This is a genomic window from Nocardia ninae NBRC 108245, assembly GCF_007990755.1.
Taxonomy (GTDB): domain Bacteria; phylum Actinomycetota; class Actinomycetes; order Mycobacteriales; family Mycobacteriaceae; genus Nocardia; species Nocardia ninae.
The window spans coordinates 54,951-77,602 of record NZ_BJXA01000040.1 but is presented as its reverse complement, the minus strand read 5'-3'; the positions used below and the strand labels follow the sequence as shown (position 1 = coordinate 77,602).

Below are 22,652 nucleotides of genomic sequence, written 5' to 3'. Positions count from 1 at the left end.
GGCGCTCGCCGATCCCGCCGCCGCCGCGGACCTGATGGTGCTGGCAGGCATGGTATCCCGCCGCAACCACTGAGCCGCGCGCGTCGATCGTAAGGAGATGACATGCAGCCCTTCGAACTTCCCGACTTCTACATGCCGTACCCGGCCCGGCTCAATCCGCACGTGGACATCGCCCGCGAGCACACCAGGGTCTGGTCCGAGACCATGGGGTTCTTCGAACCACAAGAAGGACACCACATTTGGGACGAAGCCGACCTGGAGCGGCACGACTACGGCTTGCTGTGCGCCTACACCCACCCGGACTGCGACAGCCAGGAGCTCTCGCTCATCACCGACTGGTACGTGTGGGTGTTCTATTTCGACGACCACTTCCTCGAGCTGTTCAAACGGACCAGGGACACCGAGGGCGCGCGAAAGTATCTGGCGCGGCTGCGCGACTTCATGCCGCTGGCCGGCGCTCCGATGCCGGAACCGACGAACCCGGTGGAGCGCGGCCTCGCCGATCTGTGGGTGCGCACCGTGCCCGCGATGGAGCTGGATTGGCGGCAGCGCTTCGTCGCGACAACCACTGCGCTGCTGGAGGAATCACGGTGGGAGCTGGCCAACATCACCGAGGGCCGGATCGCGAATCCGATCGAGTACATCGAGATGCGCCGCAAGGTCGGCGGCGCACCGTGGTCGGCCAACCTGGTCGAACACGCGGTCGGCGCGGCGGTCCCGCCCGAACTGGCCGCGACCCGGCCGCTGGAGGTGTTGCGCGACACCTTCGCCGACGGCGTACACCTGCGCAACGACATCTTCTCCTATGAGCGCGAGGTACGTCAGGAGGGCGAGAACGCCAACGGAATCCTGGTGGTGGAGCGGTTTTTCGGTTACGAGACCCAGCGCGCCGCCGACGTCGTCAACGATCTGCTGACCTCCCGTCTGCAACAGTTCGAGCACACCGCGCTCACCGAACTTCCCATGCTGTTCGCCGAGTACGCGGTCGAGCCGCAGGACCAGGCCGCGGTGGCCGCCTACGCGAAAGGCTTGCAGGACTGGCAATCCGGCGGCCACGAGTGGCACATGCGGTCGAGCCGGTACATGAACAAGGGCGGCATGGTGGCGAGCGATCCCTTGTCGCGCCTGTTCAAACCGATCGGGCTCGGCAGCACCGCGGTGCATCTGTTCACCCCGACGGCGCTCGGAGCGAACCGGATCAAGAACTTCACGCGCCCGCGCTTCGAGCAGGTCGGACCGACAGCGTTGCCCGAGCTCTACCTGCCTTACCAGCTCCAATTGAATCCACTCGTCGACCTGGCGCGCAAGAACCTGCTGCTGTGGGGTGCGCAGGTCGGCTTCCACGAGCCGGTGGCCGCGCTGGGCGGCCGCGCGCTGTGGCGGCCGGTCGATCTCGCGGAGTTCGATTTCGCGCTGTGCTCAGCGGGTTTGGATCCGGACGCCACCCTCGCGGAGCTCGATCTGTCGGCCAACTGGCTGGCCTGGGGCACCTACATCGACGACTACTACCCGCAGGTGTTCGCGGCACGCAAAGACATGGTCGCGGCCAAGCTACAGGGCAAACGATTCGCGGCGTTCATGCCGCTCGATTCCGAGGCCACGCCGCCCGCCGCCAACGCGATGGAGCGCGCTCTCGCCGATCTGTGGCACCGGACGACCAGCGTCCTGGATGCCGAGCAGCGGCGCGAATTCCACCGCGCCGTCACGGCTTTCCTGGCGAGCTGCGAATGGGAGGTCGCTAACGACATCGCCAATCGCATTCCCGACCCGGTCGACTACGTCGAAATGCGCCGCCGCACTTTCGGTTCCGACCTCACCATGGCGTTGTCGCGGTTCTCGCACGGACACCTGGTGCCGCCGGAGGTCTATCGCACCCAGACGATCCTGGACCTGGAACACACCGCGAGCGATTACGCCACGATGGTGAACGATTTGTTCTCGTATCACAAAGAGACACAGTACGAAGGGGACTTCCACAACGCGGTCCGCGTCATGCAGAACTTCTTCGACTGCGGGCCCGAGGACGGCGTCGCCATCGTCAACGACCTGCTGACCGCGCGGATGCAGCAGTTCGAACGCATCGTCGGCAGCGAATTGCCCGCCCTCTACGACGAATACGAGCTCGGGCCGGACGTGCGTGATTCGCTGGACCGGCGGGCCGCCGAACTCCAGGACTGGATGGCCGGAATCGTGCACTGGCACATCTCGTGTGGCCGCTACAAGGAGGCGCAGCTCGAGGATCGCTACCGCCGCGTGGACGTCCCCGAGCCGCCGGTCGCCGAGGATCCGGCGCCCGGGCCCACGACGCCCGCTGCGTTCTCCCTGCGACCTACCGGCCTCGGCACCGGGGCCGTGCACATCGACGGGCTCGGTCGCATGCCGACCAACCCTGCACTGAGCACGGTGTCGCCATGACCGCCGTGCGTGCCAGGACGGTGCTGCTCGCCGCGCCACGCTCCTTCTGCGCGGGCGTGGAACGGGCGATCGGCACCGTGGAACGATTGCTGGCCGCGCCCGATCGACAGGGGCCGGTCTACGTGCGCAAGCAGATCGTGCACAACACCCACGTGGTCGCCGATTTGGCCGCGCGCGGTGCGGTGTTCGTCGAGGAGCTCGACGAGGTGCCGATGGGCGCGATGGTCGTCTTCTCCGCGCACGGCGTCTCCCCCGCGGTGCGCGAACAGGCGGCACAGCGTGGACTCACCGTGGTCGACGCCACCTGCCCGCTGGTCACCAAAGTGCATGCCGAGGCCCGGCGTTTCGCGGCGCGCGGCGACACCATCGTGCTCGTCGGGCACGCCGGACACGAGGAGGTCGAAGGCACCGCGGGCGAGGCGCCGGAGGTGACCGTGGTGGTCGACGGGCCGGCCGAGGCGGCCGCGCTCCAGGTCCCCGACGAGAGCCGGGTCGCGTATCTGACGCAGACCACCCTGTCGGTCGACGAGGCCGAGGAGACCATTCAGGCGCTGCGCCAACGCTTTCCCGCATTGCACGGGCCGGGCAGCGCGGATATCTGCTACGCCAGCACCAACCGGCAGGAGTCGGTCGAGGCGGTCGCCCGGCACAGCGACGTCGTGCTCGTCATCGGCTCGGACAACTCCTCCAATTCGCATCGTCTGGTGGAAGTTGCTCAGCGCCAGGGCATTCCGGCCTATCTCATCGACGACGCGTCCGCCATCTCGCCCGACTGGATCGATGGCGCGAACACCATCGGCCTGTCCGCAGGCGCCTCCGCACCGGCCGCGCTGGTCGACGCGGTCATCGAGGCGCTACGCGCCTGGGGTCCGGTCACGGTTCGCGAATTCACCACAGCCGTCGAGGACATCACCTTCGCCCCACCGCCCCGCGTCAGGCACCTGTCATGACTGCCGCACCGGCCGCTGCCCGCACCGATCCGGAGGGTCGCGATGACCAGCAATGATCTCGGCCTGCCGACCATGCCCACCCGCCATCGCACCCGCCGGCTGAACATCGGCGGCGTCCCGGTCGGCGGTGGCGCGCCGATCTCCGTACAAACGATGACCACCACCCGCACCGCCGACATCGACGGCACGCTGCAACAGATCGCCGCGGTGACCGCCGCGGGCTGCGACATCGTCCGGGTCGCGGTGCCGACCCCGGAGGACGCGGCCGCACTGCCCGCCCTCGTCGCCCGCTCCCCGCTGCCGGTCATCGCCGATATCCACTTCCAGCCGCGCTACGTCTTCGCCGCGATCGACGCCGGTTGCGCGGCGGTGCGGGTGAATCCGGGCAACATCAAACAATTCGACGATCGCGTCGGTGACATCGCGAAAGCGGCAGCGGCAGCGGGCATTCCGATCCGCGTCGGGGTCAATGCCGGCTCGCTCGACCCGCGGGTGCTCGCCAAGCACGGCTCCGCGACCGCGGCGGCCCTCGTCGAATCGGCGCTCTGGGAGGCCGCGCTGTTCGAGGAGCACGGGTTCACCGACCTCAAGATCGCGGTCAAGCATCACGACCCGCGCACCATGATCGCGGCCAATCGCCTACTCGCCCAACGCTGCGACTACCCGCTTCACCTCGGCGTCACCGAGGCGGGGCCGATGTTCCAGGGCACCGTCAAATCGGCGGTCGCCTTCGCGATTCTGCTCGGCGAGGGCATCGGCGACACCATCCGGGTGTCCATCTCGGCGCCGCCGGTCGATCAGGTCAAAGCGGGCTGCCACATTCTGCAGTCGCTCGGCCTGCGTCCGCGCAAGCTCGAGATCGTCTCCTGTCCAGGGTGTGGCCGCGTCCAGGTCGATATCCATCGGCTGGCGGGGCAGGTGGAGGCGGCGTTCGAGGGGTTCCCGCATCCGCTGCGGGTTGCGGTGATGGGCTGCGTGGTCAACGGGCCCGGCGAGGCCCGCGAGGCCGACCTCGGCGTCTCGTCGGGCAACGGCAAAGGGCAGATCTTCGTCCGGGGCGAGGTCATTCGCACCGTGCCCGAACATCTGATCGTGGAAACCCTGGTGGCCGAGGCGATCGCACTCACCGAGGGCCGCGAAGAAGCACCGGCGGAGGGGAACTCATGACCACCACGCACGTCGAGCCCGCGACACCGGTGGACCTGGCGGCGATTCGGACGCGGGTGGACGGCGCGCTCGAATACTTCCTGCGGGACAAGGCAACCGCCACCGAACCGGCGCTGCCCGGCGAGCTCACCGGTACCGTGCACGACTTCCTGTTCGCCGGCGGCAAGCGGATCCGCCCGCTGCTGTGTGTCCTCGGCTGGCACGCGGCCGCGGGCGAAGTGCCGGTGCCGCAACCGATTGTGCGGGCCGCGGCCTCGCTCGAACTGTTCCACGCCGCCGTGCTGATCCACGACGACATCATCGACAACAGCGACACCCGCCGCGACCGGCCCACCGTGCATCGCGTACTGGCGCAAAGACATCGGGACCGCCGCGATCCGGACCGGTTCGGCGCGCACGCCGCCATCGTCCTCGGCGACCTGACCATGGTCTGGTCGGCCGAACTGCTACACACCGCACAGCTCACCGCCGCGCAACTGGACGCCGCGCTCACGGTCCTCGACGGCATGCGCGCGGACGTCATGTACGGCCAGTACCTCGACCTGCTCACCACCGCGCGGCCGTCCAGCGACCTCGGGCGCGCGCTGCGAATCATCCGCTACAAGACGGTGTCCTACACCTGCGAACGGCCGCTCCAACTGGGTGCCGTGCTGGCCGGTGCCCACAGCGGGGTGCGGGCGGCGCTCACCGCCTACGCCGGGCCGCTCGGTGAGGCGTTCCAGCTCCAGGACGATCTGCTCGGCGTCTACGGCGATCCGGCGCGCACCGGCAAGTCCGACCTGGAGGATCTGCGCGACGGCAAGCACACCGCGCTGGTCGCGCTGGCCCTCGAACACGCGACGCCCGCGCAAGCCGCGCAGCTGCTCGCCCTGCTGGGCGATCCCGAGCTCGATGACCGGCAGGCCGACATCTGCCGCGAAATCCTCACCGCCACCGCGCGACACCACGTCGAGGCGATGATCCGCACGCGCTGGGCGCAAGCCAACCGGGTCCTCGACCACGCGCCGTTCCCCGCCGCGGTCAACCGAGCGCTACGCGATGTCGCCGACGCCATCGTCTCGAGGAACACCTAGAAAGGTCGCGCTATGGACAGTGAGCTCGTACAGCAGTTGGTCGTGCCCCTAGCGGTCGCAACCCTTGCCGTCATCGTCTTCGTGGTCGGGAATCGGCTGCGGCCGACCTCGTGGCGCGAGACCGAGGACGAAGGGTCCGGCACCCTGGTGCTCGACCTGATCAACACACTGTTCATGGCCGTGGCCGCCTTCGTCGTGGTGATCTGCTGGCAGCAGTACGACAACGCGCACAACCACACGGTCGCCGAGTCCAAGGCGCTGGTAGACGTCTACTGGGCCGCGCACTCGATGCCGGAACCGGCGCACGAGCAGATCCAGCGGTTGGTTCACGCCTACACCGAGCAGGTCGTCACGGTGGAGTGGCCGGAGATGGACAACGAAGAGCGGCTGAGCCAGTCCACCCAGGACACCTTCGACAAGCTGCGCGACACCGTGCTGGCCATACAGTCCGAGGATGCCTCGGTCACCGAGTTGCAAGCCAAGGCGGTGGCCGCGCTCGACGCGGCAGCGCAGGCCCGCCACGATCGCGCGATGGACTCGAAACTCGGCATGCCCGGATTCCTTTACACCGCACTGTGGTTCACCACGATTCTGCTGCTGTGCAGCGCGGCGCTGTCCGGTGTCGAGGTGACCAAACGCAGCGTTGTGATGACCGCGCTGCTCGGTGTCGTGGTGGGCGCGGCGATCGTCGCGATCTACGGGCTCGATCGGCCGTTCTCCGGCGGAAACATCGTGTCCAAGGACGCGTTCGAACTGGCATTGTCCCGCTATCAGGACATCACCTGACCGAATCCTGTTGGCTGCGAATCGATTACGAACGGGATGTGCGCACATGGCACAGATCAAAGGGTTCACGGCCGGGACGGCACTGCCTCTCGCCGCCGCGGCACTGGTCGTCGGTCCGGCCGCGGTCGCGTCCGCCGATCTGCCACCGCCGGAATGGCCGTCGCTCGGCGAAATCGTCTCGGGCAGTGCCGCTCCGGGTGGCATCGATACCGGCAGCGCGGACTCCGGGACACCGTTGCAGCTCGGTCCGAGCAGCGGCCCCGCGGTGCGCGAATACCTCGGTACCGGTAGCGCCGGCATCGGTACCGGAACGCGCGCCGAAACAGGAACCGGCACAGGGGAAATCGATGAAACCGTGTCGGCCGACCCGGTGCAGACAATGCCCGGCGGCTCCGCCGAATTGCCCGATCTCGACTCCGACGGCGTCCGAACAGCATGCACCGGCAGCGTCGCCGTCGGCGGCGCGCTCGTCCTGCTCGGCATCGTGACCGGCAGCTCGCACGGCATCCTCGGCTCCAGCGGATCCGCACTCGGCAGCGTCGTCGTCGGCAGCGCCGCCACGGGCAGCGGGCTGGCCTGCCTCCTGTGGCCGCGCGACATCCTGCCCCCCTATCCCGGAAACCCGCTCCTTCTCCCCCCGCCGTTGCCCACCCTGCCGCCGCTCCCCGCGCTACCGGACCTCCCCGCTCCCCCAGCCGAGACCCCCCTCATTCCAGAACTCACACCGGCAACACCCAACCTCCCGAGTCCCCGAACCCCGCTCCGCCCAGCACATTCGGCGGAAGCGGAACTGATCCTCGACCCGGTCGCCTGGAACCCCCTGCAACTGGTGACGATCATGGTGGTCACGATCCTCACCGCCGTACGCGGCGTCGCCGTCGTCAGACGTCGGCACAGCGGCTAACTACAGCGGCGCCACCAATCGAGGAAGTGGGCGAGGGCTGGGGCGTCGGAGCCGCGCATCCAGGCGATGCGGATGGCGATTTGGGGTGGGTTGGTGCCGAAGGGAATGACGACGATGTTTTCGTGCGCGATTCGGGTTGCGCGTTTGCGGTCGAGCACGCTGATGCCGGTGCCGGTCGAGACCAGGTCGAGGACTTGTTCGGCGTCGGATTCCTCGGCAACCAGGTTCGGGGCGCCGTCGCCCCAGATGTGGGTGACCAATTCGTCGTAAAAGTCCGGTCCCGTTTGCCGGGACCAGAGCACGATGGGTTCGTCGACGATCTCGGCTATTTCCAAGGACGCTTTTTCGGCCAGGGGGTGACCCTTGGAAACCACCACCGCGGCTTCCTGTAGTCCGATGAGGTGCGTCTGCACCCGTGGGTGGGTGATATTTCCGCGGACGAACGCGACGTCGACCTCGCCCGATTCGAGCAGGTCTAGATTCCACGAGGTCCAGCCGGTAATAGTCGAGACCGTGATATCGGGGAACTCCTTGCGAAAGTCCCTGATGCGCTGGGAAATATCACTGTCGGAGCCCGATCGGGTAAAGGCGATCTTCAACTCCCCTGCCGTGCCCGAGGCGCGCGCACGCACCGTGCGCTCCAGCTCAGCGGCCGCGGCGAGGAGTTGCTGCGCACCCGCCTGCAACGCCAAACCGGCCGCAGTCATCACGAAACCCCTGCCGGTGCGGGCGAGCAACTCGACTCCGAGCTCCTTCTCCAACGCCTTGACCTGCTGAGACAGCGCGGGCTGGGTGATGTGCAGCGACTCCGCCGCGCGACCGAAGTGTCGGTGCTCGGCTACTGCTAGGAAGTAACGAACGCGACGTAGGTCGTCCACGCGGTCAGCCTAGCCAGATAAGACTTCCTTATCAACGGGAAGCAAATACGTATTGGACCTCGCGTTCTGCGTGGCCCGAGACTGTAGCTACCGAACAGTCCGAGCCCCGCTACCGCGAGAAGGTGTTCCGATGCCGACAGTCGCCGCCGCCATAGCCGAGAATCTTCGCGCCAGGCAGATATCCGAATTCTTCGGCCAGAGCCTGCCGTCGCTGCTGGTATTGGCCGCCGAGGATCTCGGGATCCGGCAGATCGTTTACCGCACCGAAAACGCAGGCGGCACCATGGCCGACGGCTTCGCCAGGGTGTCCGGTCATTGTTCGGTCGTCGTAGCGCAAAACGGTCCCGCGGCAACGCTGCTTGTGCCGCCGCTGACCGAGGCCGCCAAGGTCTCCATTCCCGTGGTCGCCTTCGTGCAGGATGTGCCGAGCCCGATTCGCAACAAAAACGCGTTTCAGGAAATTGATCACCAAAGTCTGTTTTCCGGGTGCACCAAATGGTTCGATCGCCTCGATGATCCGGCCCGCGTCCACGAGTATGTCGACGCGGCCTTCCGGGCGGCGACCAGCGGCAGGCCGGGCCCGGCCGTGCTCATGCTGCCGAAGGACGTGCTCGAACTGGACGCACCGGCACCACCCGCAGGACTCGACCGCCCGGTGTTCCCGCTCGACCGGATCCGCCCGCCCGAGGCCGCTGTCCGGGCCGCCGCGCAGCTGCTGGCCGGTGCCGAGCGACCGCTCGTCGTCGCCGGTGGCGGCGCGGTCTCCGCCGACGCGGGCGCCGCCCTGGCCCGCTTGAGCGATCTGGCCTCGCTGCCGGTGGCCACCACCCCGATGGGCAAGGGCGTCGTCCCGGACACCGCCGATCTGAGTGTGGGCGTCATCGGCAATTACATGGGCCCGCACGGTGTTTCGCACGGCATGCGCGAGTGGATCGCCGGGGTGGACACGGTCCTGCTCGTCGGTTCGCGCACCAACGAGAACGGCACCGACGGCTGGACCCTGTTCCCGTCGAACGCCACCTTTCTCCATCTCGACATCGACCCGACCGAGATCGGCCGCAACTACCCGTCGCTGCGGCTGGTCGGCGACGTCCGGACCGGCATCGATGATCTCGCGGCCGCACTGCGCGAGCTCGACCTGAGCAAGCGCAGCGCCGAACGCCCCGCGCTCACCACGCAGATCGCCCGGTCCCGTGCCGAATTCGAGACGACCACGGCCGCCGTGCGCACCTCGACACGGCAACCGCTGCGCCCGGAGCGGGTGGCCGACGAGATCAGCACGCTGCTCCCCGATGACGCCATCGTCGTCGCGGACGCCAGCTACTCCTCGATCTGGGCCGCGAACTACATCCGCGCCACCACCCACAGTCAGCGGTTCCTGCTGCCGCGCGGCATGGCCGGGCTCGGCTGGGGTCTTCCGCTGGCGCTCGGCGCGAAAGCGGCGCGACCGTCCGCTCCGGTGATCTGCCTGGTCGGGGACGGCGGCTTCGCGCACTGCTGGGCGGAGCTCGAGACGGCCGTGCGCGAGCACCTCGACGTCGTGGTGGTCGTGCTGAACAACGCCATCCTCGGCTACCAGAAGCACGCCGAGATCGTCCAGTTCGGCAGGCCGACCTCGGCGGTCGAACTCGGTCACGTCGACCACGCGCAGATCGCCACGGCGTGCGGCGCGCACGGGCACACCATCCACACCGATGTGGAACTGCGCGAAGCACTCTCGAAGGCGATCGTCGATCCGGCGACGACCGTCCTCGATGTCATCACCGACTCCGACGCCTACCCACCCATCACCGGCTGGGACGCCAACCGGGCGCTCACCGACCATCTCGCCGACCAGAAGCTCAACTGACCGACAGATAACACCCTTCGAGAAAACGGAGACTCCCATGGCTTTCGACTACACGGCCTTTTTCGAGCGACGAATCGACGACATCCGCGCGTCGGGTCAATACCGCACCTTCGTCGAGATCGAACGCCTGGCAGGCCGATTCCCGCAGGCGGTGCACCACCACCGGGACGGGCTGCGCGAGATCACCGTGTGGTGTAGCAACGACCACCTCGGCATGGGCCAGTTCCCCGCCGTTGTCGAAGCCATGCACCGGTCGGTGAACCGCTCGGGTGTCGCGGCGGGTGGATCGCGCAATATCTCCGGCAACAACCACACGCACATCCTGCTCGAACGTGAAGTGGCGCAACTGCATCGGAAGGAAGCGGGCCTGACCTTCATCACCGGCTACGCGGTCAACGATGCGGTGCTCGGCGTACTCGGCAAGGAGCTACCCGGCGCGATCTTCTTCTCCGACGAGCAGAACCACGCGTCGATGATCCTCGGCATGCGCGCCTCGCGCGCCGAGCGGCGCATATTTCGCCACAACGATCCCGCGCACCTCGACGAGCTGCTCGCGGCCACGGATCCGGATCGCCCGAAAATCGTTGCCTTCGAATCGATCTACTCGATGGACGGTGATATCGCGCCGATGCCCGAATTGTGTGCCGTGGCAAAGAAACACGGCGCGCTGGTCTATGTCGACGAGGCACACTCGGTCGGCATGTACGGCCCGGAGGGATCCGGCATGGCCGCGCAGCTCGGCTGCGCCGATCAGGTAGATCTGCTGATGGGCACCTTCGCCAAAGGTTATGGCACCCTAGGCGGTTACCTGACCGGACCCGCGCCGATCCTCGACGCCGTGCGCAGTTTCGCGCCGGCCTTCATCTTCACCCTCGCGATGCCGCCCGCCCTCGCGGCCGCCGCGCTGGCGAGCGTGCGGCATCTGCGGGAATCCGACAACGAGCGAATCCTGCTGCACCACCGGGCCGGACTACTCCAGGACCTGCTCGCCGACGCCGAAATCCCCTTGGTTTCCACCGAAAGTCATATCGTTCCCGTGCTCGTAGGTGACCCGTACAAATGCAAACAACTGGCCGACATCCTGCTCGAGGAATACCGCCAATACGCCCAGCCGATCAACTTCCCGTCCGTCGCGCGCGGCACCGAACGGCTCCGGATCAATCCGTCACCGGTGCACAGTCCGGCGGCCGTGCACCGATTCGCCGAGATCATCGACACCGTCTGGTCGCGCCTGAACCTGCCCCGCCGTCCGACACTCCCGATCACCGGCCACGCTGCGCTGGAGAAGGTTTCGGTATGAGTATCGAGACGCGGACCGAGCCACGCCGGAGCCTGCATCCGGCGGTGGCGGCTGAGCCCCCGACGCCGTGGGCTCAGCACATACTTCTCTACGCCGCGTTCTTCCTGATGGGCGCCGAAATGTATCTGGTGGCACCGATGCTGCCGGAGATCGCGCAATCGTTGCACGCGTCGGTCGCCGCCTCGGCCACCATCGTCACCGCCTACGTGCTCGTCTACGCCGTCGCGGGTCCGCCGTTCGGCATCCTCGCCGACCGGTATCCGCGGCGCTGGTCGATCCTGCTGGGCTCGCTGGTCTTCATGCTCGGCAACCTGGCGTGCGCGGCGGCGAGCTCACTGCCCATGCTGGTCGTCGGCCGCGGTATCACCGGCCTCGGAGCGGCGATCGCGGCGCCCGCGATCTGGGCCTATCTCGCCGAGCGCACACCGCAGCACCGGCGCGGGCGGGTGATCTCGCTCGGCGCGAGCGTCTATTCGCTCGGGCAGGTCCTCGGTGTGCCACTCGGCGCCGCCCTGGCCTCGCTGACCAGTTGGCGCTGGCCGTTCCTCGCCGTCGGTGTGCTGATGATCGCCACCTCGGCGGTGCTGTACGCGCGACTCGACCACACTCCCGCGACCGGCACCGCCCGCGGCTTCAGCGCGCTCTTGGCGCCGTGGGCGCAACCGCGCATCAGCCTGGGGCTCATCGCGACACTGTTGCTACAGGCGGGCCGCCTCGGCGCCTACACCTTCGTCGGGGTGATCTTCGCCCAGCGTTTCGGTTTCAGCCTCAACGCACTCGGTCTCGTCGGCCTGCTCGTCGGCGCGGGATCGCTGGTCGGCTCGCTGAGCACCGGCACCATTCTCGACCACCTGCACCGGCGAAAGATCAGCGGCGTGTGGGTTTCGGTAGTGGCCGCCGCCGCGTTCGCACCTTGTGCCGCAGTGGCTTTGAGCACGCAGCACGTGCTCGTCGCCTTGGCGGCGCTGACCCTGTGGTGCGTGTTCGGCGGAGCGTTCTACTCCAGCCAACAGGCCTACCTGTCCTCGGCCGATCCGACCCAGCGGGCGTCCGTCGTCGCCTGGAACAACTCGATGATGAACGCGGGCATCGCGATCGGCACCACCCTGCTCGGCACGCTCACCGCCGGCAGCGCCGCCTTCGCCGGACTGACCGGCGCCCTCGGTATCACGGCGGCGCTGGTCGCGGCCGCCCTGCTCGTCCTGCTCCGAAAGGACCGTCAGCCAGCATGATTCCCGCATCGACCACCGCACCGAGTCGAACCGCCTTGCCCGTCGCCGCGTGGGCGCAGGGGCCCTACATCTACGACGCCGACGGAAACGACTACCTCGACGGCTCGTCCGGCGTGCTCAATGTGAATGTCGGACATTCGCATCCGACCGTGTTGCAGGCCATCGAGGACCAGCTCGGGCAGCTGACCTTCGTGCACCGCACCCAGTTCCGCAACGATCCCGCTCGGCGACTCACCGAACGCCTGCTCTCGATCGCGCCCGCCGAGACCGCCGCGGTCGAGTACAGCAACTCCGGCTCCGAGGCCAACGAATGCGCGCTGCGGCTGGCATTCGCCTACCAGCACCGGCGTGGCGCAGCGCAGCGCACCGTCATCTTGTCCGAAGAGCCGAGCTACCACGGGATGACCGCGGCGGCGCTGTCCATCACGGGCAGTCCCAACAAGCGCGATCCGTCGGTGGAACCGCTGTTGGGGCCGCCGAACGGGAACCGAGTCCTGGTGCGCCCCAAGCCCGGTCGACGGCGCGCCACCCACGAGGAGTGGGCCCAGGCCCTGCTCGGCGTCGGACCGTCCAAGGTCGCCGCCATCGTCATCGAACCGCTCGGCGGCGCATCGTCGGGTGCCGCGCCCATCGACGTCCATACCATGCAATGGCTGCGCCGGGAGACGAAGAACAACGGGATCGTCCTCATTGCCGACGAGGTGATGTCCGGCTTCGGGCGCACCGGAAAGTGGTGGGCCTGCGACCATTCCAGCATCGCCCCCGACATTCTCACGTCGGGAAAAGGGGTTACGGGCGGCTACACCAGCCTGGCGGTCACCCTGATCTCCGAGACGATCACCGCGGCGATCGCGGAGCCGCTCGGACCGATCGCGCTGGGGCACACCATGTCCGCGAACCCGCTGGCGTGTGCCGCGGCCAACGCTGTGCTGAGCGTCATCGAGGACGAAGCACTGCTGAGCAACGCCGCGCGCGTGGGTGAACTGCTCGCGGCGGCACTGACTGCCCTGTGCGATCGCTATCCGACGCTGCTGTCGGATCAATCGGGCATCGGGCTCATGCGGGCGCTGCATATCCAGGCCGGACAGCCGGCCGACACGAACAAGCGAATAATCGCCGCTGCGAAAGAAAACGGGCTCGTTCTCTGTGCGGCAGGCATCGGCGAGGCAACCAATTCGGTGCTCGTGGCGCCCCCGCTGAACAGCACCCCCGAGCTCATCGATGAGCTCGCCGACCGCCTCGACAAGACACTGTCGGCGGTTTCCGGAAGTCGAGCAGGCGATGCGTGAGGTAGCCGAGCTGCTCGCCGCCCTACCCACCGACCTGTGGATCGGCGGCGAGCAGACACCGGCGCTGACCGGAAGCACCTTCCCCGTGCACAATCCGGCGACCGGCGAGGTCCTGATCGAGGTCGCCGACGCGGCGGCCACCGATGGTGCCCGAGCCCTCGACGCCGCAGCCGCGGCGCAAAGCGGTTGGGCCGCAACGCCTTCTCGCAACCGAGCTGAAATACTGCGCCGCGCATGGGAACTGATCATCGCGCGACGCGACGATTTCGCCATGCTGATGACCCTGGAGATGGGCAAGCCACTGGCGGAGAGCCAGGGCGAGGTCGACTACGGCGCGGAGTTCCTGCGCTGGTTCGCCGAGGAGGCGGTCCGCGTGTACGGCCGCTACACCCATTCGCCGTCCGGCAACGGCCGCATCCTGGTCACCAAACAGCCCGTCGGTCCGACCTTGGCCATCACCCCGTGGAACTTCCCGCTCGCCATGGGCACCCGCAAGATCGCCCCCGCGCTGGCGGCGGGCTGCACGATGGTGGTCAAGCCCGCGGCCGAGACGCCGCTGACCATGCTGCTGCTCGGGCAGGTCTTCGCCGACGCCGGACTGCCACCCGGCGTGCTGTCGATCCTGCCGACCGCGGCCGCAGCGCCGCTCACCGACCCGCTGTTCGCCGACGATCGGCTGCGCAAGGTGACCTTCACCGGCTCGACCGGGGTGGGCAAAATCCTGCTCGCCCAATCGGCTACGCGGGTCCTGCGCGCCTCGATGGAGCTCGGCGGCAACGCGCCCTTCGTCGTGTTCGCCGATGCCGACATCGATGCCGCGGTCGACGGCGCAATGGCCGCCAAGATGCGCAACACCGGCGAGGCCTGTACCGCGGCGAACCGCTTCCACGTCGACAATGCGGTCCGCGCGGAGTTCACCACCAAGCTGACCGACCGCATGCGCGCGCTGAAAGTCGGTCCGGGCCATCTCGACGGGGTACAGGTCGGTCCGCTGATCAGCGAGAAGCAGCGTGGCATCGTCACCGAATTGGTCCGGGACGCAACAGAAAAGGGCGCGCTGGTCACGACCGGCGGCGCGAGTATCGCGGGCGAAGGCTACTTCTTCGAACCGACCGTGTTGACGAAAGTGCCTGCCGACGCACGCATCCTGCGCGAGGAGGTGTTCGGTCCGGTGGCCGCGATCACCGGTTTCGACGGCGAGGCGGAGGGGATCATCGCCGCCGACAACACCGAATTCGGCTTGGCCGCATACATTTACACGACAGATCTGGACCGCGCGTTGCGCGTCGCCGAGGCGCTCGAAGTCGGCATGGTCGGGGTGAACCGCGGCGTTATCTCCGATGTAGCAGCACCTTTCGGCGGCGTCAAGGAGTCCGGTCTGGGCCGCGAGGCGGGCACCGAAGGCATCGAGGAATACCTCGAAACCAAATATATTGCTCTGCCATGAATCCGGAGCGACTTGCCATACGCGTATTTTTACGGCATCTTTACAGGTAGGTGCGCCGGGAAGGCTGGTCGGCAAACCCGGCCCGCAGAGCGGCGGGTCGGGCCGTTCGACCACGGGGAGATTCGCACTATGTTCGTGACACTCAGGGATGACAACAGGGGCGGACTCCACTACGTCAGCATGGCTCTCGGCTGGGATCCGGTGCATCAGCGCCGTTGGTTCAGCGGCGGCGCCAAGGACATTGATCTGAACGCGTCCGCCTTGTTGTATGCCGAGGACAGCCTCGTGGACGTCGTCTACCACGAGCAACTCATGTCCGGGGACGGCGCGGTGCGCCATCTCGGCGACAGCACCACCGGAGAAGGCCACGGCGACAACGAGATCGTCACCGTCGATCTGACCCGGCTGGCACCGGAGGTGACCCTCGTGTTCTTCCTCGTGACCTGTTACACGGGACAGAGCTTCGACCAGATCGAGAATGCGTTCTGCCGCATCGTCGATGGGGTGTCCGATGTCGAAATCGCCCGCTACGACCTGAGTAGCGGCGGGTCATACACCGGCCTGATCCTCGGCAAACTGGGCCGATCGGGCAATATTTGGCAATTCGACGCGATCGGCGAAGGAATTTCGGCCCGGCATCCCGCCGACGCGGTGCCTCAGCTGAGAACCTTGGTGCCGTAGCGGGATTCAGCCTGCGTGGGCCGGACCGTCGAGTTCGTCCAGCACCTGCTGCCCGATGGCGAAGGCGGCATTCGCGGCAGGCACGCCCGCGTAAGCACCGGTGTGCAACAGGACCTCGGCTATCTCGGCAGTGGTGACGCCGTTGCCGATGGCGGCGCGGACGTGCATCGCTATCTCCTCGTGCCTGCCCAGGGCCGTGAGTATCCCCAGGGTTAGGCAACTTCGGGTACGGCGATCCAGGCCGGGCCGGGTCCAGAGCGACCCCCACACCGCCTCGGTGATGTATTCCTGGAAGGGGCGGGTGAATTCAGTGGTGTTCGCTTCGGCGCGGTCGACGTGTGCGTCGCCGAGCACCTCGCGCCGCACCTGTGAACCCTGTTGTGCGCGCTCGTTCACGAATTCTCCTTCAACTGTCCGAGGATCAGATCATTGACGAGGCCGGGCTGTTCGACGTTGGCCAGATGTGCTGCCGAACCGATGATTTCGAGCCGAGCCAACGGCACCGCATCGGCTATCCGCCGTGCGTGCGGCGGTGGCGTCGCGGGATCGTCCGCGCCCGCGACGACCAGTGTGGGTGCGCTGATCCTGGGCAACCGAGCGACGAGGTCCATGGTCTCGATCGCCGCGCAGCACCCGGCGTAGCCTTCGGCGGGATTGCTCGCGATCATGTCCTGAAAGTCGCGGGTCCGTTCCGGGTGAGCAGCCCGCCACTGCGGGGTGAACCAGCGCTGCACGGCCGCCTCCGCCACCGCACCGGTCCCGCCGGCTCGAACCGTGGCGGCGCGGTCGGCCCAGCCGCTGGGCGGACCGAGCTCCGCTGAGGTGCAGCACAGCGTCAGCGTGTGCAGCCGGTGCGGTGCGTGCTGTCCGACCCACATGCCGACCATGCCGCCGAGTGACAGGCCGACGAAATGCGTCCGGCGAATGTGCAGCCGGTCGAGCAGTGCGAGCGCGTCGGCACCGAGATCGGCCAGCGAGTACGGGCCGGGCGGCACCGGCGAACGACCGTGCCCGCGATGGTCGTAGCGCACGACCCGATAACCCGCCGTCATCAGCGCGGCTACCTGAGGTTCCCACATTCGCAGGTCGCTGCCGAGCGAGCCACTCAGCAGGACCGGAGGGCCATCGGGAGACCCCTCCACGACACAGTGGACATCAACCGCAGTCATCGCTCCCCCGCCTGGGTGCCTGCGGTTCCGCCGCACACCCTTTGATTTCCCGCACACCGACTCGCCGCGCTGACACGCGTGCGTCTGTCAAACCTTGTGCGGCTGTGGCGGTTCACCTGAGTGGCGGTCATAGGCGCGACTGCCGGTCGCGTAGTGCGCGGCGAATGAATTCCTGCGTGGAACCCAGGTAGCCGGCCGGCTCGAGCAGTTCACCGATTCTGCCGCGGCTCAGAAATTTTGCGATGGCAGGGGTGGTCGCGAGCACTTCGGCGAGATCAGTCCTTGTTGCCTCGGCCTTGCGGCAACATTCCGCGACGAGGCCGCTCGCCTCTAGTCTGCCCACCGCACCGTGCGAGGCCGACACCAACTCGATCGCGACGTGCTCGGCCAGCAGCCGGCCACCGGCGCTGTCGAGATCGGCACGCATGCGCTGGGCATCGATCTGGAGGCGGTCCAGGCAGACCCGAAGCCAGTGCACCGCGGACCCGGTACTGCGCAGCAGCTCGATCAGCGGCCGCCACTCGGCATGCCACGAACCGGCGGCCCGCTGATGTTCGTGCGCGGCGGCACCCAGCAGCGTGGCGACAAGTCCGGGAGCTTGCGCCGCCGAACCGGCAGCGAGCACCGCGGCGACCGGATTTCGCTTGTGCGGCATCGTCGATGAGCCACCACTGCCCGGTGGACCCTGCTCGGACACCTCGGCGATCTCGGTCTGCGCCAGCAGCGTCACATCGCGGGCGATCTTCGCGACCGCGCCGCTCGTCTGACCGAGCACTCCGGCGACCTCGGCGATCCGGCTGCGCTCGGTGTGCCACGGCAGCACCGGCTCGGCGAGTCCGAGGCGACGCGCGAGCTCGCTCGATACGAAAATGCCATTACCGCGCAGCGCAGCCAAAGTGCCTACAGCGCCACCGAATTGGACCGCGAGGCGCTCCCGGAGCAGCGTGTCGATGCGGTCCAGCGCCGCGACCACGCCGCCGAGCCAGCCCGCCGCGGTGAGCCCGAAGGTGACCGGCGGTGCCTGCTGCAACAAACTGCGCCCAGCAAGCACAGTGCCCGCGTGTTCCGCAGCAAGCTGCGCGAGCCTGTCCGCGCAGGCGTGTAGATCGGCGCGCAGCGCGGTCAGTGCCCGCGCGGTCACCAGCATGGCGGCTGTATCAAGGACGTCCTGACTGGTCGCACCCAAATGCACGTAGGCAGCGGCCTCGGGGGTGACCCGCGCCGTCAGTGCGCGCACCAGCGGACCAGCGGGATTACCGATGCCCACTGCGGCCGCGCCGAGCTCCGCGATGTCGTACTCTTCTGCGCGGCAGCACCTTTCGATAGCGGCTGCGGCTTCGGCCGGAATCTCGCCCGCCGCGGCCGAGGCCAGCGCGAGCGCCGCCTCGAAATCGAGCATCGCCTGCACCCATGCCCGATCAGCGACCAGCTCGGCGACGGGCCCCGCCGCGAGCACGCCGTCGAACAGCCCCTCAGACATCGAAGAACACCGTTTCGACCGCGCCCTGGAGGTGCACATCGAACACGTATCCCTCGCCGTCGCGCACGGCGATCAGTGTGTCGCGCCGCTCCGGTGGCACCGTGGCCAGCACCGGGTCGGCCCGATGACGGTCGGCATGTTCCGGAAAGTAGACCCGGGTGACCAGCCGATGCAGTAGCCCGCGGGCGAACACCGACATATCGAGGTGCGGCGCCTGTAGACCCCCGGCACCGTCGCACACCGGACCCGGCACGACCGTGTAGAGGGCGAACCTCCCGCGCCGAGTGTCGCTGCGCGCGAGGCCTCTTCGGTCATTGTGCTCGTCCTCTGATCCTGGTGCGTCGGCCTGCCAGGTCTCGACCATGGCGTCATCGATGGCCGTACCGGCTCCGTCGAATATCCGGCCCGTAATCCACACCGCGCCAGGCGTTCCCGGCGGCACGGCGAACTCACACTCATCGCGGATCAAACCGATGTGCAGATAAGGCCCGACGGTCTGGGACGGAGTGCTGCGCAAGTTAGTCATCGTCGTCCTCCTCGTGTTCGAACGGTGTCGCGTCGCGGCCGCGCAGGACGATGTCGAACTCGAAGGCCAGCGCCCGCTCCGGCTCGCTGCGCGCGTAATCGAAACGGCTGACCAGTAATTCACGGGCATGCTCGGGCACCGAGTTGAAGACCGGATCCTGGAAGAACAGCGGATCGTCCGGGAAGTACATCTGCGTCACCAGCCGCTGGGTGAAGGCCTGCCCGAACAGCGAGAAGTGGATGTGCGCGGGCCGCCACGCGTTGTGATGGTTGCGCCACGGATAGGCGCCGGGCTTGATCGTGGTGAACTCGTAGCGCCCGGCACCGTCGGTGTAGGTGCGTCCGGCTCCGTCGAAGTTGGGGTCCAGTGCGCAGTTCCAGCGGTCGCGGTCGTGCCGATAGCGCCCGCCCGCATTGGCCTGCCAGATCTCCACCAGCGAGTGCGGGATGGGCTTGCCGTCGCCGTCGAGCAATCGTCCGTGCACGATGATGCGCTGACCGATCGGCTCGCCCGCATGCCGGGCCGTCAGATCATTATCGTTGGCGCCCAGCGGATCCGAGCCGAACACCGGGCCGGTGAGCTCGGTGAGCCGCTGCGGCAACAGGATCAGCGATTCACGCGGATGCCGCAGCACCGTGGAGGTGTAGCCGGGAAAGTCCAGCGGCGGGTGGATGTCGTCGGGATCGCGACGGAATCCCGCCGGGTGCACCGGTCGTGCCTTCATGACGTTGCCTCCAGAACGACGGCGAGGCCTTGACCGACACCGATGCACAGTGCGGCCAGTCCCCACCGGCTGCCGCGGCGGCGCATCTCGCGGGCAAGCTGGTTGACGATCCTGGCGCCGGATGCACCGAGCGGGTGCCCGAGCGCGATCGCGCCGCCGTTCACATTGACGATCGCCGGATCCAGCTCCGGCCACCCGGCGAGACAGGCGAGGGACTGCGCGGCGAACGCCTCGTTCAGTTCCACCACTGCCACGTCGCCCCAGCCGATTCCCGCTCGCCGCAATGCGATTCGCGCGGCCTCTACCGGACCGATGCCGAACGCATCCGGGTCGACGCCTGCCGCGCCGCGACCGGCGATGCGGGCGAGTGGCGCGCAACCGATCCGATCGGCGAGTGCCTCGTCACCGAGCAGCAGGGCGCACGCGCCGTCGCTCAGCGGCGAGGCATTGCCCGCGGTCACCGTCCCGTTCGTGCGGAACGATGGCCGCAGGCGCGCCAAAGTGTCCACCGTGGTGTCCGGGCGCACCGGTTCGTCCCGGCTGAGCTCGATGTCCGGCACGGCCGCGACGTGGTCGTCGTAGAATCCGTTTTTCCAGGCCTGCGCGGCGAGTTGGTGGCTGCGCGTGGCGAATTCGTCCTGTGCCGCGCGATCGATGCCGAAGAGATCGGCGAGCAGTTCGGTGCCCTCACCCAGCGATATTGTCCACCGAGCGGGCATTTCCGGATTGACCAGGCGCCAGCCCAGCGTGGTCGAATGCAGCGTGGCATCGCCTGCGGGAAATCCTTTGGGCGGCTTGGTCATCACCCACGGTGCGCGGCTCATCGACTCGACGCCGCCGACCACGAGGACGGCTGCGTCCCCGGTCTCGATCATGCGGGAGGCGTGCAGTACCGCGTCCAAACTCGAGCCGCACAAACGGTTCACGGTGGCGCCGGGCACCGAGGTCGGCCAGCCCGCGAGCAGCGCCGCCATCCGCGCGACGTTGCGGTTGTCCTCACCCGCCTGGTTGGCGGCGCCGAACAGCACGTCGTCCACCGTCGCCGGGTCCAGTCGCGTGCGCTCGGCCAGTACGCGCAGGACGTGCGCGGCGAGGTCGTCGGGGCGGATGCCGGCGAGCGCACCGCCGTAGCGGCCGAAGGGGGTTCGCACGCCGTCGTAGAGAAATGCCGCGTTCATGACTGTGCCTCGCGAACAGGTGCCATCTCGCTCATGACGCCGCCTGCAAGGCGTGCAGAGCCGCGAGTTCGGCGGCGGTCGGCGGCTCGGTGACCGCCAGGTCGGCGGCGACCTTCAGTTCCCAACCCGTGGCCGCACGGACCTGTTCGACGGTCACCCCGGGGTGCACGGCGGTCAGCACCAGCTCGCCGTTCTCGTCGGGCCGCATGATGCCCAGATCCGTGATCACCCGGGTCGGTCCGGCCCCGCGCAGCCCGAGCCGCGCGCGCTCGGCACCGCCACGCCCGTGCCCGAACGAGGTGACGAAATCGACTCGCTCGACAAAGGATTGGCGCGATTGCCGCACCACGACGAACACCTCACCGCACGACGCGGCGATCTCCGGCGCGCCACCCGCTCCGGGCAACCGCACCTTCGGCTTCCGGTACTCGCCGATGACGGTGGTGTTGATATTGCCGAAGCGATCCAGCTGCGCCGCGCCGAGGAACCCGATATCGATGCGTCCCGGCTGCAACCAGTAGTTGAACACCTCCGGCACGCTGATCACCGCGTCGGCGGTTTCGGCGAGGATGCCGTCACCGATCGAGGCGGGCAGTCGGCCCGGCTTGGATCCCAGCGTGCCGGACTCGTAGATGAGCACCAGGTCCGGCGCGTGGGTGGTACGCGCCAGATTCGCGGCGGTGGACGGCAGGCCGATGCCGACGAAACACCGCTTGCCACCGCTCAGGGCCCGCGCGGCCACGACGGTCATCGTCTCGTCGGAGGTCGAGCTTCTCATGCCACGCTCCCTGCGATGTCGGCGAATACGTGCTGCTCCAGCCAGTCGGTGAATCGTTGTCGGTCACGGCTGATCGCGTCCCACGCGGCGTAATAGGCGTTGTCCCGTTCGGAATACCCGTGCGCGTAGGAAGGATTCGCGCCGCCGGGGACCTCGGCCACCATGGTCACCGCCCAGGCGGGCAGCACTATCGCACCGGGCACCGGGGTGAGCTCGTCGACGATCTCTTCGACGGTGACCAGGCTGCGGCGCGCGGCGAGCACGGCCTCCTTCTGCACCCCGAGCAGACCCCACAGCTGCACGTTTCCGGCCCGGTCCGCACGCTGGGCGTGAATCACGGTGACGTCCGGATTGAGCGCGGGCACTGCGGTCAGCCGCGCACCGGTGAACGGGCAGGTGATCGGCTTGATGGTCTCGGTCACCGTCGGCAGATCCGTGCCGACGTAACCACGCAGCACCGCGAAGGGCAGTCCAGAAGCGCCCGCGACATAGCGGTTGGCCATGCCCGCGTGACTGTGCTCCTCGATCGCCAGCGCGCGCGGCCAGGCATGCTCGACCGCGTCCCGAAACCGGTGCAGCGAACCGACTCCGGGGTTGCCGCCCCAGGAGAACACCAGCTTGGCCGCGCACCCGGCGCCGATCAGCTGGTCGTACACGATGTCCGGGGTCATCCGCACCAGGGTCAGCTCGCGTCTGCGCTGCCGGATGATCTCCTGCCCGGCTGCGACCGGGATCAGGTGCGTAAAGCCTTCCAGGGCAACGGTGTCGCCGTCGTGGACGAGTTCGGCTACCGCGTCCGCCAAGGACGAAATCCGGGCCACAATCA

The 22,652-nt window shown here is 67.9% G+C and carries 21 protein-coding genes; 12 read left to right on the top strand and 9 right to left on the bottom strand.

The window, feature by feature from the left end; genetic code table 11:
- The first annotated feature begins 102 nt into the window (after positions 1-102).
- The 6 genes from NN4_RS25935 to NN4_RS25910 are packed head-to-tail and all read left to right on the top strand — an operon-like array spanning position 103 to position 7,295.
- A complete protein-coding gene (locus tag NN4_RS25935; RefSeq protein WP_186818638.1) occupies positions 103-2,415 on the top strand; it encodes a terpene synthase family protein in 2,313 nt (770 codons plus the stop codon).
- Positions 2,412-3,365, top strand: a complete 954-nt coding sequence (gene ispH, locus NN4_RS25930; RefSeq protein ID WP_147136550.1) for a 4-hydroxy-3-methylbut-2-enyl diphosphate reductase — start codon at positions 2,412-2,414, stop codon at positions 3,363-3,365. The genes NN4_RS25935 and ispH overlap by 4 nt, the downstream gene beginning before the upstream one ends.
- 42 nt (positions 3,366-3,407) lie before the next feature.
- On the top strand, positions 3,408-4,532 hold the full coding sequence (gene ispG / locus NN4_RS25925; protein ID WP_147136547.1) for a flavodoxin-dependent (E)-4-hydroxy-3-methylbut-2-enyl-diphosphate synthase: 1,125 nt from the start codon (positions 3,408-3,410) through the stop codon (positions 4,530-4,532).
- Positions 4,529-5,605, top strand: a complete 1,077-nt coding sequence (locus NN4_RS25920; protein WP_147136544.1) for a polyprenyl synthetase family protein — start codon at positions 4,529-4,531, stop codon at positions 5,603-5,605. The genes ispG and NN4_RS25920 overlap by 4 nt, the downstream gene beginning before the upstream one ends.
- Before the next feature lie 12 nt (positions 5,606-5,617).
- Entirely contained in the window at positions 5,618-6,391 is a 774-nt protein-coding gene (locus NN4_RS25915; RefSeq protein ID WP_147136541.1) for a bestrophin-like domain, read from the top strand.
- 46 nt (positions 6,392-6,437) lie between these two features.
- Positions 6,438-7,295 carry a hypothetical protein gene (locus NN4_RS25910; protein WP_147136538.1) on the top strand — a complete coding sequence of 286 codons (858 nt, stop codon included), beginning with the start codon at positions 6,438-6,440 and terminating at the stop codon, positions 7,293-7,295.
- On the opposite strand, the gene NN4_RS25905 is transcribed toward NN4_RS25910, so the two are convergent.
- Positions 7,292-8,173 (bottom strand): LysR family transcriptional regulator, encoded by an 882-nt coding sequence (locus NN4_RS25905; protein WP_147136534.1) that lies wholly within the window; start codon positions 8,171-8,173, stop codon positions 7,292-7,294. The two genes, NN4_RS25910 and NN4_RS25905, sit on opposite strands and share 4 nt — an antisense overlap.
- Before the next feature lie 130 nt (positions 8,174-8,303).
- On the opposite strand from NN4_RS25905, the gene NN4_RS25900 reads away from it, so the two are divergent.
- The 6 genes from NN4_RS25900 to NN4_RS25875 all read left to right on the top strand — a co-directional run bounded on the left by NN4_RS25900 (position 8,304) and on the right by NN4_RS25875 (position 15,971).
- On the top strand, positions 8,304-10,022 hold the full coding sequence (locus NN4_RS25900) for an acetolactate synthase catalytic subunit (protein WP_147136531.1): 1,719 nt from the start codon (positions 8,304-8,306) through the stop codon (positions 10,020-10,022).
- A gap of 37 nt (positions 10,023-10,059) precedes the next feature.
- Positions 10,060-11,322: a 5-aminolevulinate synthase gene (gene hemA / locus NN4_RS25895; protein ID WP_147136528.1), complete on the top strand. Its 1,263-nt coding sequence runs from the start codon at positions 10,060-10,062 to the stop codon at positions 11,320-11,322.
- Positions 11,319-12,554, top strand: coding sequence for an MFS transporter (locus tag NN4_RS25890; protein ID WP_147136525.1), 1,236 nt, complete (start codon positions 11,319-11,321; stop codon positions 12,552-12,554). Before hemA ends, NN4_RS25890 begins: the two co-directional genes overlap by 4 nt.
- Entirely contained in the window at positions 12,551-13,843 is a 1,293-nt protein-coding gene (locus NN4_RS25885; RefSeq protein WP_147136522.1) for an aminotransferase family protein, read from the top strand. Before NN4_RS25890 ends, NN4_RS25885 begins: the two co-directional genes overlap by 4 nt.
- Positions 13,836-15,290 carry an NAD-dependent succinate-semialdehyde dehydrogenase gene (locus tag NN4_RS25880; RefSeq protein ID WP_147136519.1) on the top strand — a complete coding sequence of 485 codons (1,455 nt, stop codon included), beginning with the start codon at positions 13,836-13,838 and terminating at the stop codon, positions 15,288-15,290. The genes NN4_RS25885 and NN4_RS25880 overlap by 8 nt, the downstream gene beginning before the upstream one ends.
- A 129-nt stretch (positions 15,291-15,419) precedes the next feature.
- The gene (locus NN4_RS25875) at positions 15,420-15,971 is read left to right on the top strand and encodes a TerD family protein (RefSeq protein WP_147136516.1); all 552 of its coding nucleotides are present in this window, start codon (positions 15,420-15,422) and stop codon (positions 15,969-15,971) included.
- A gap of 6 nt (positions 15,972-15,977) precedes the next feature.
- Here the strand turns inward: NN4_RS25875 and pcaC are convergent, their stop codons facing one another.
- From pcaC to NN4_RS25835, 8 genes are all read right to left on the bottom strand, one after another.
- Positions 15,978-16,367 carry a 4-carboxymuconolactone decarboxylase gene (gene pcaC / locus NN4_RS25870; protein WP_147136514.1) on the bottom strand — a complete coding sequence of 130 codons (390 nt, stop codon included), beginning with the start codon at positions 16,365-16,367 and terminating at the stop codon, positions 15,978-15,980.
- Positions 16,364-17,140 (bottom strand): 3-oxoadipate enol-lactonase, encoded by a 777-nt coding sequence (gene pcaD / locus NN4_RS25865; protein WP_147136511.1) that lies wholly within the window; start codon positions 17,138-17,140, stop codon positions 16,364-16,366. The genes pcaC and pcaD overlap by 4 nt, the downstream gene beginning before the upstream one ends.
- A 127-nt stretch (positions 17,141-17,267) precedes the next feature.
- Positions 17,268-18,620 (bottom strand): 3-carboxy-cis,cis-muconate cycloisomerase, encoded by a 1,353-nt coding sequence (gene pcaB, locus NN4_RS25860; RefSeq protein WP_147136507.1) that lies wholly within the window; start codon positions 18,618-18,620, stop codon positions 17,268-17,270.
- Positions 18,613-19,146 carry a protocatechuate 3,4-dioxygenase subunit alpha gene (pcaG, locus tag NN4_RS25855; protein WP_147136504.1) on the bottom strand — a complete coding sequence of 178 codons (534 nt, stop codon included), beginning with the start codon at positions 19,144-19,146 and terminating at the stop codon, positions 18,613-18,615. Before pcaG ends, pcaB begins: the two co-directional genes overlap by 8 nt.
- On the bottom strand, positions 19,139-19,870 hold the full coding sequence (gene pcaH, locus NN4_RS25850; protein WP_147136501.1) for a protocatechuate 3,4-dioxygenase subunit beta: 732 nt from the start codon (positions 19,868-19,870) through the stop codon (positions 19,139-19,141). Before pcaH ends, pcaG begins: the two co-directional genes overlap by 8 nt.
- Positions 19,867-21,048, bottom strand: coding sequence for a thiolase family protein (locus NN4_RS25845; protein ID WP_147136498.1), 1,182 nt, complete (start codon positions 21,046-21,048; stop codon positions 19,867-19,869). Before NN4_RS25845 ends, pcaH begins: the two co-directional genes overlap by 4 nt.
- Positions 21,049-21,079: 31 nt before the next feature.
- On the bottom strand, positions 21,080-21,826 hold the full coding sequence (locus tag NN4_RS25840; RefSeq protein WP_147136495.1) for a CoA-transferase subunit beta: 747 nt from the start codon (positions 21,824-21,826) through the stop codon (positions 21,080-21,082).
- Positions 21,823-22,647 (bottom strand): CoA transferase subunit A, encoded by an 825-nt coding sequence (locus NN4_RS25835; RefSeq protein WP_147136492.1) that lies wholly within the window; start codon positions 22,645-22,647, stop codon positions 21,823-21,825. Before NN4_RS25835 ends, NN4_RS25840 begins: the two co-directional genes overlap by 4 nt.
- Positions 22,648-22,652 lie beyond the last annotated feature (5 nt).

What these genes read in the sequence shown, in the direction of transcription:
- NN4_RS25935 (WP_186818638.1), top strand. Translation starts at nt 103, where the DNA reads ATGCAGCCCTTCGAACTTCCCGACTTCTACATGCCGTACCCGGCCCGG.
- ispH (WP_147136550.1), top strand. Translation starts at nt 2,412, where the DNA reads ATGACCGCCGTGCGTGCCAGGACGGTGCTGCTCGCCGCGCCACGCTCC.
- ispG (WP_147136547.1), top strand. Translation starts at nt 3,408, where the DNA reads ATGACCAGCAATGATCTCGGCCTGCCGACCATGCCCACCCGCCATCGC.
- NN4_RS25920 (WP_147136544.1), top strand. Translation starts at nt 4,529, where the DNA reads ATGACCACCACGCACGTCGAGCCCGCGACACCGGTGGACCTGGCGGCG.
- NN4_RS25915 (WP_147136541.1), top strand. Translation starts at nt 5,618, where the DNA reads ATGGACAGTGAGCTCGTACAGCAGTTGGTCGTGCCCCTAGCGGTCGCA.
- NN4_RS25910 (WP_147136538.1), top strand. Translation starts at nt 6,438, where the DNA reads ATGGCACAGATCAAAGGGTTCACGGCCGGGACGGCACTGCCTCTCGCC.
- NN4_RS25900 (WP_147136531.1), top strand. Translation starts at nt 8,304, where the DNA reads ATGCCGACAGTCGCCGCCGCCATAGCCGAGAATCTTCGCGCCAGGCAG.
- hemA (WP_147136528.1), top strand. Translation starts at nt 10,060, where the DNA reads ATGGCTTTCGACTACACGGCCTTTTTCGAGCGACGAATCGACGACATC.
- NN4_RS25890 (WP_147136525.1), top strand. Translation starts at nt 11,319, where the DNA reads ATGAGTATCGAGACGCGGACCGAGCCACGCCGGAGCCTGCATCCGGCG.
- NN4_RS25885 (WP_147136522.1), top strand. Translation starts at nt 12,551, where the DNA reads ATGATTCCCGCATCGACCACCGCACCGAGTCGAACCGCCTTGCCCGTC.
- NN4_RS25880 (WP_147136519.1), top strand. Translation starts at nt 13,836, where the DNA reads ATGCGTGAGGTAGCCGAGCTGCTCGCCGCCCTACCCACCGACCTGTGG.
- NN4_RS25875 (WP_147136516.1), top strand. Translation starts at nt 15,420, where the DNA reads ATGTTCGTGACACTCAGGGATGACAACAGGGGCGGACTCCACTACGTC.
- pcaD (WP_147136511.1), bottom strand. Translation starts at nt 17,140, where the DNA reads ATGACTGCGGTTGATGTCCACTGTGTCGTGGAGGGGTCTCCCGATGGC.
- pcaB (WP_147136507.1), bottom strand. Translation starts at nt 18,620, where the DNA reads ATGTCTGAGGGGCTGTTCGACGGCGTGCTCGCGGCGGGGCCCGTCGCC.
- pcaG (WP_147136504.1), bottom strand. Translation starts at nt 19,146, where the DNA reads ATGACTAACTTGCGCAGCACTCCGTCCCAGACCGTCGGGCCTTATCTG.
- pcaH (WP_147136501.1), bottom strand. Translation starts at nt 19,870, where the DNA reads ATGAAGGCACGACCGGTGCACCCGGCGGGATTCCGTCGCGATCCCGAC.
- NN4_RS25845 (WP_147136498.1), bottom strand. Translation starts at nt 21,048, where the DNA reads ATGAACGCGGCATTTCTCTACGACGGCGTGCGAACCCCCTTCGGCCGC.
- NN4_RS25840 (WP_147136495.1), bottom strand. Translation starts at nt 21,826, where the DNA reads ATGAGAAGCTCGACCTCCGACGAGACGATGACCGTCGTGGCCGCGCGG.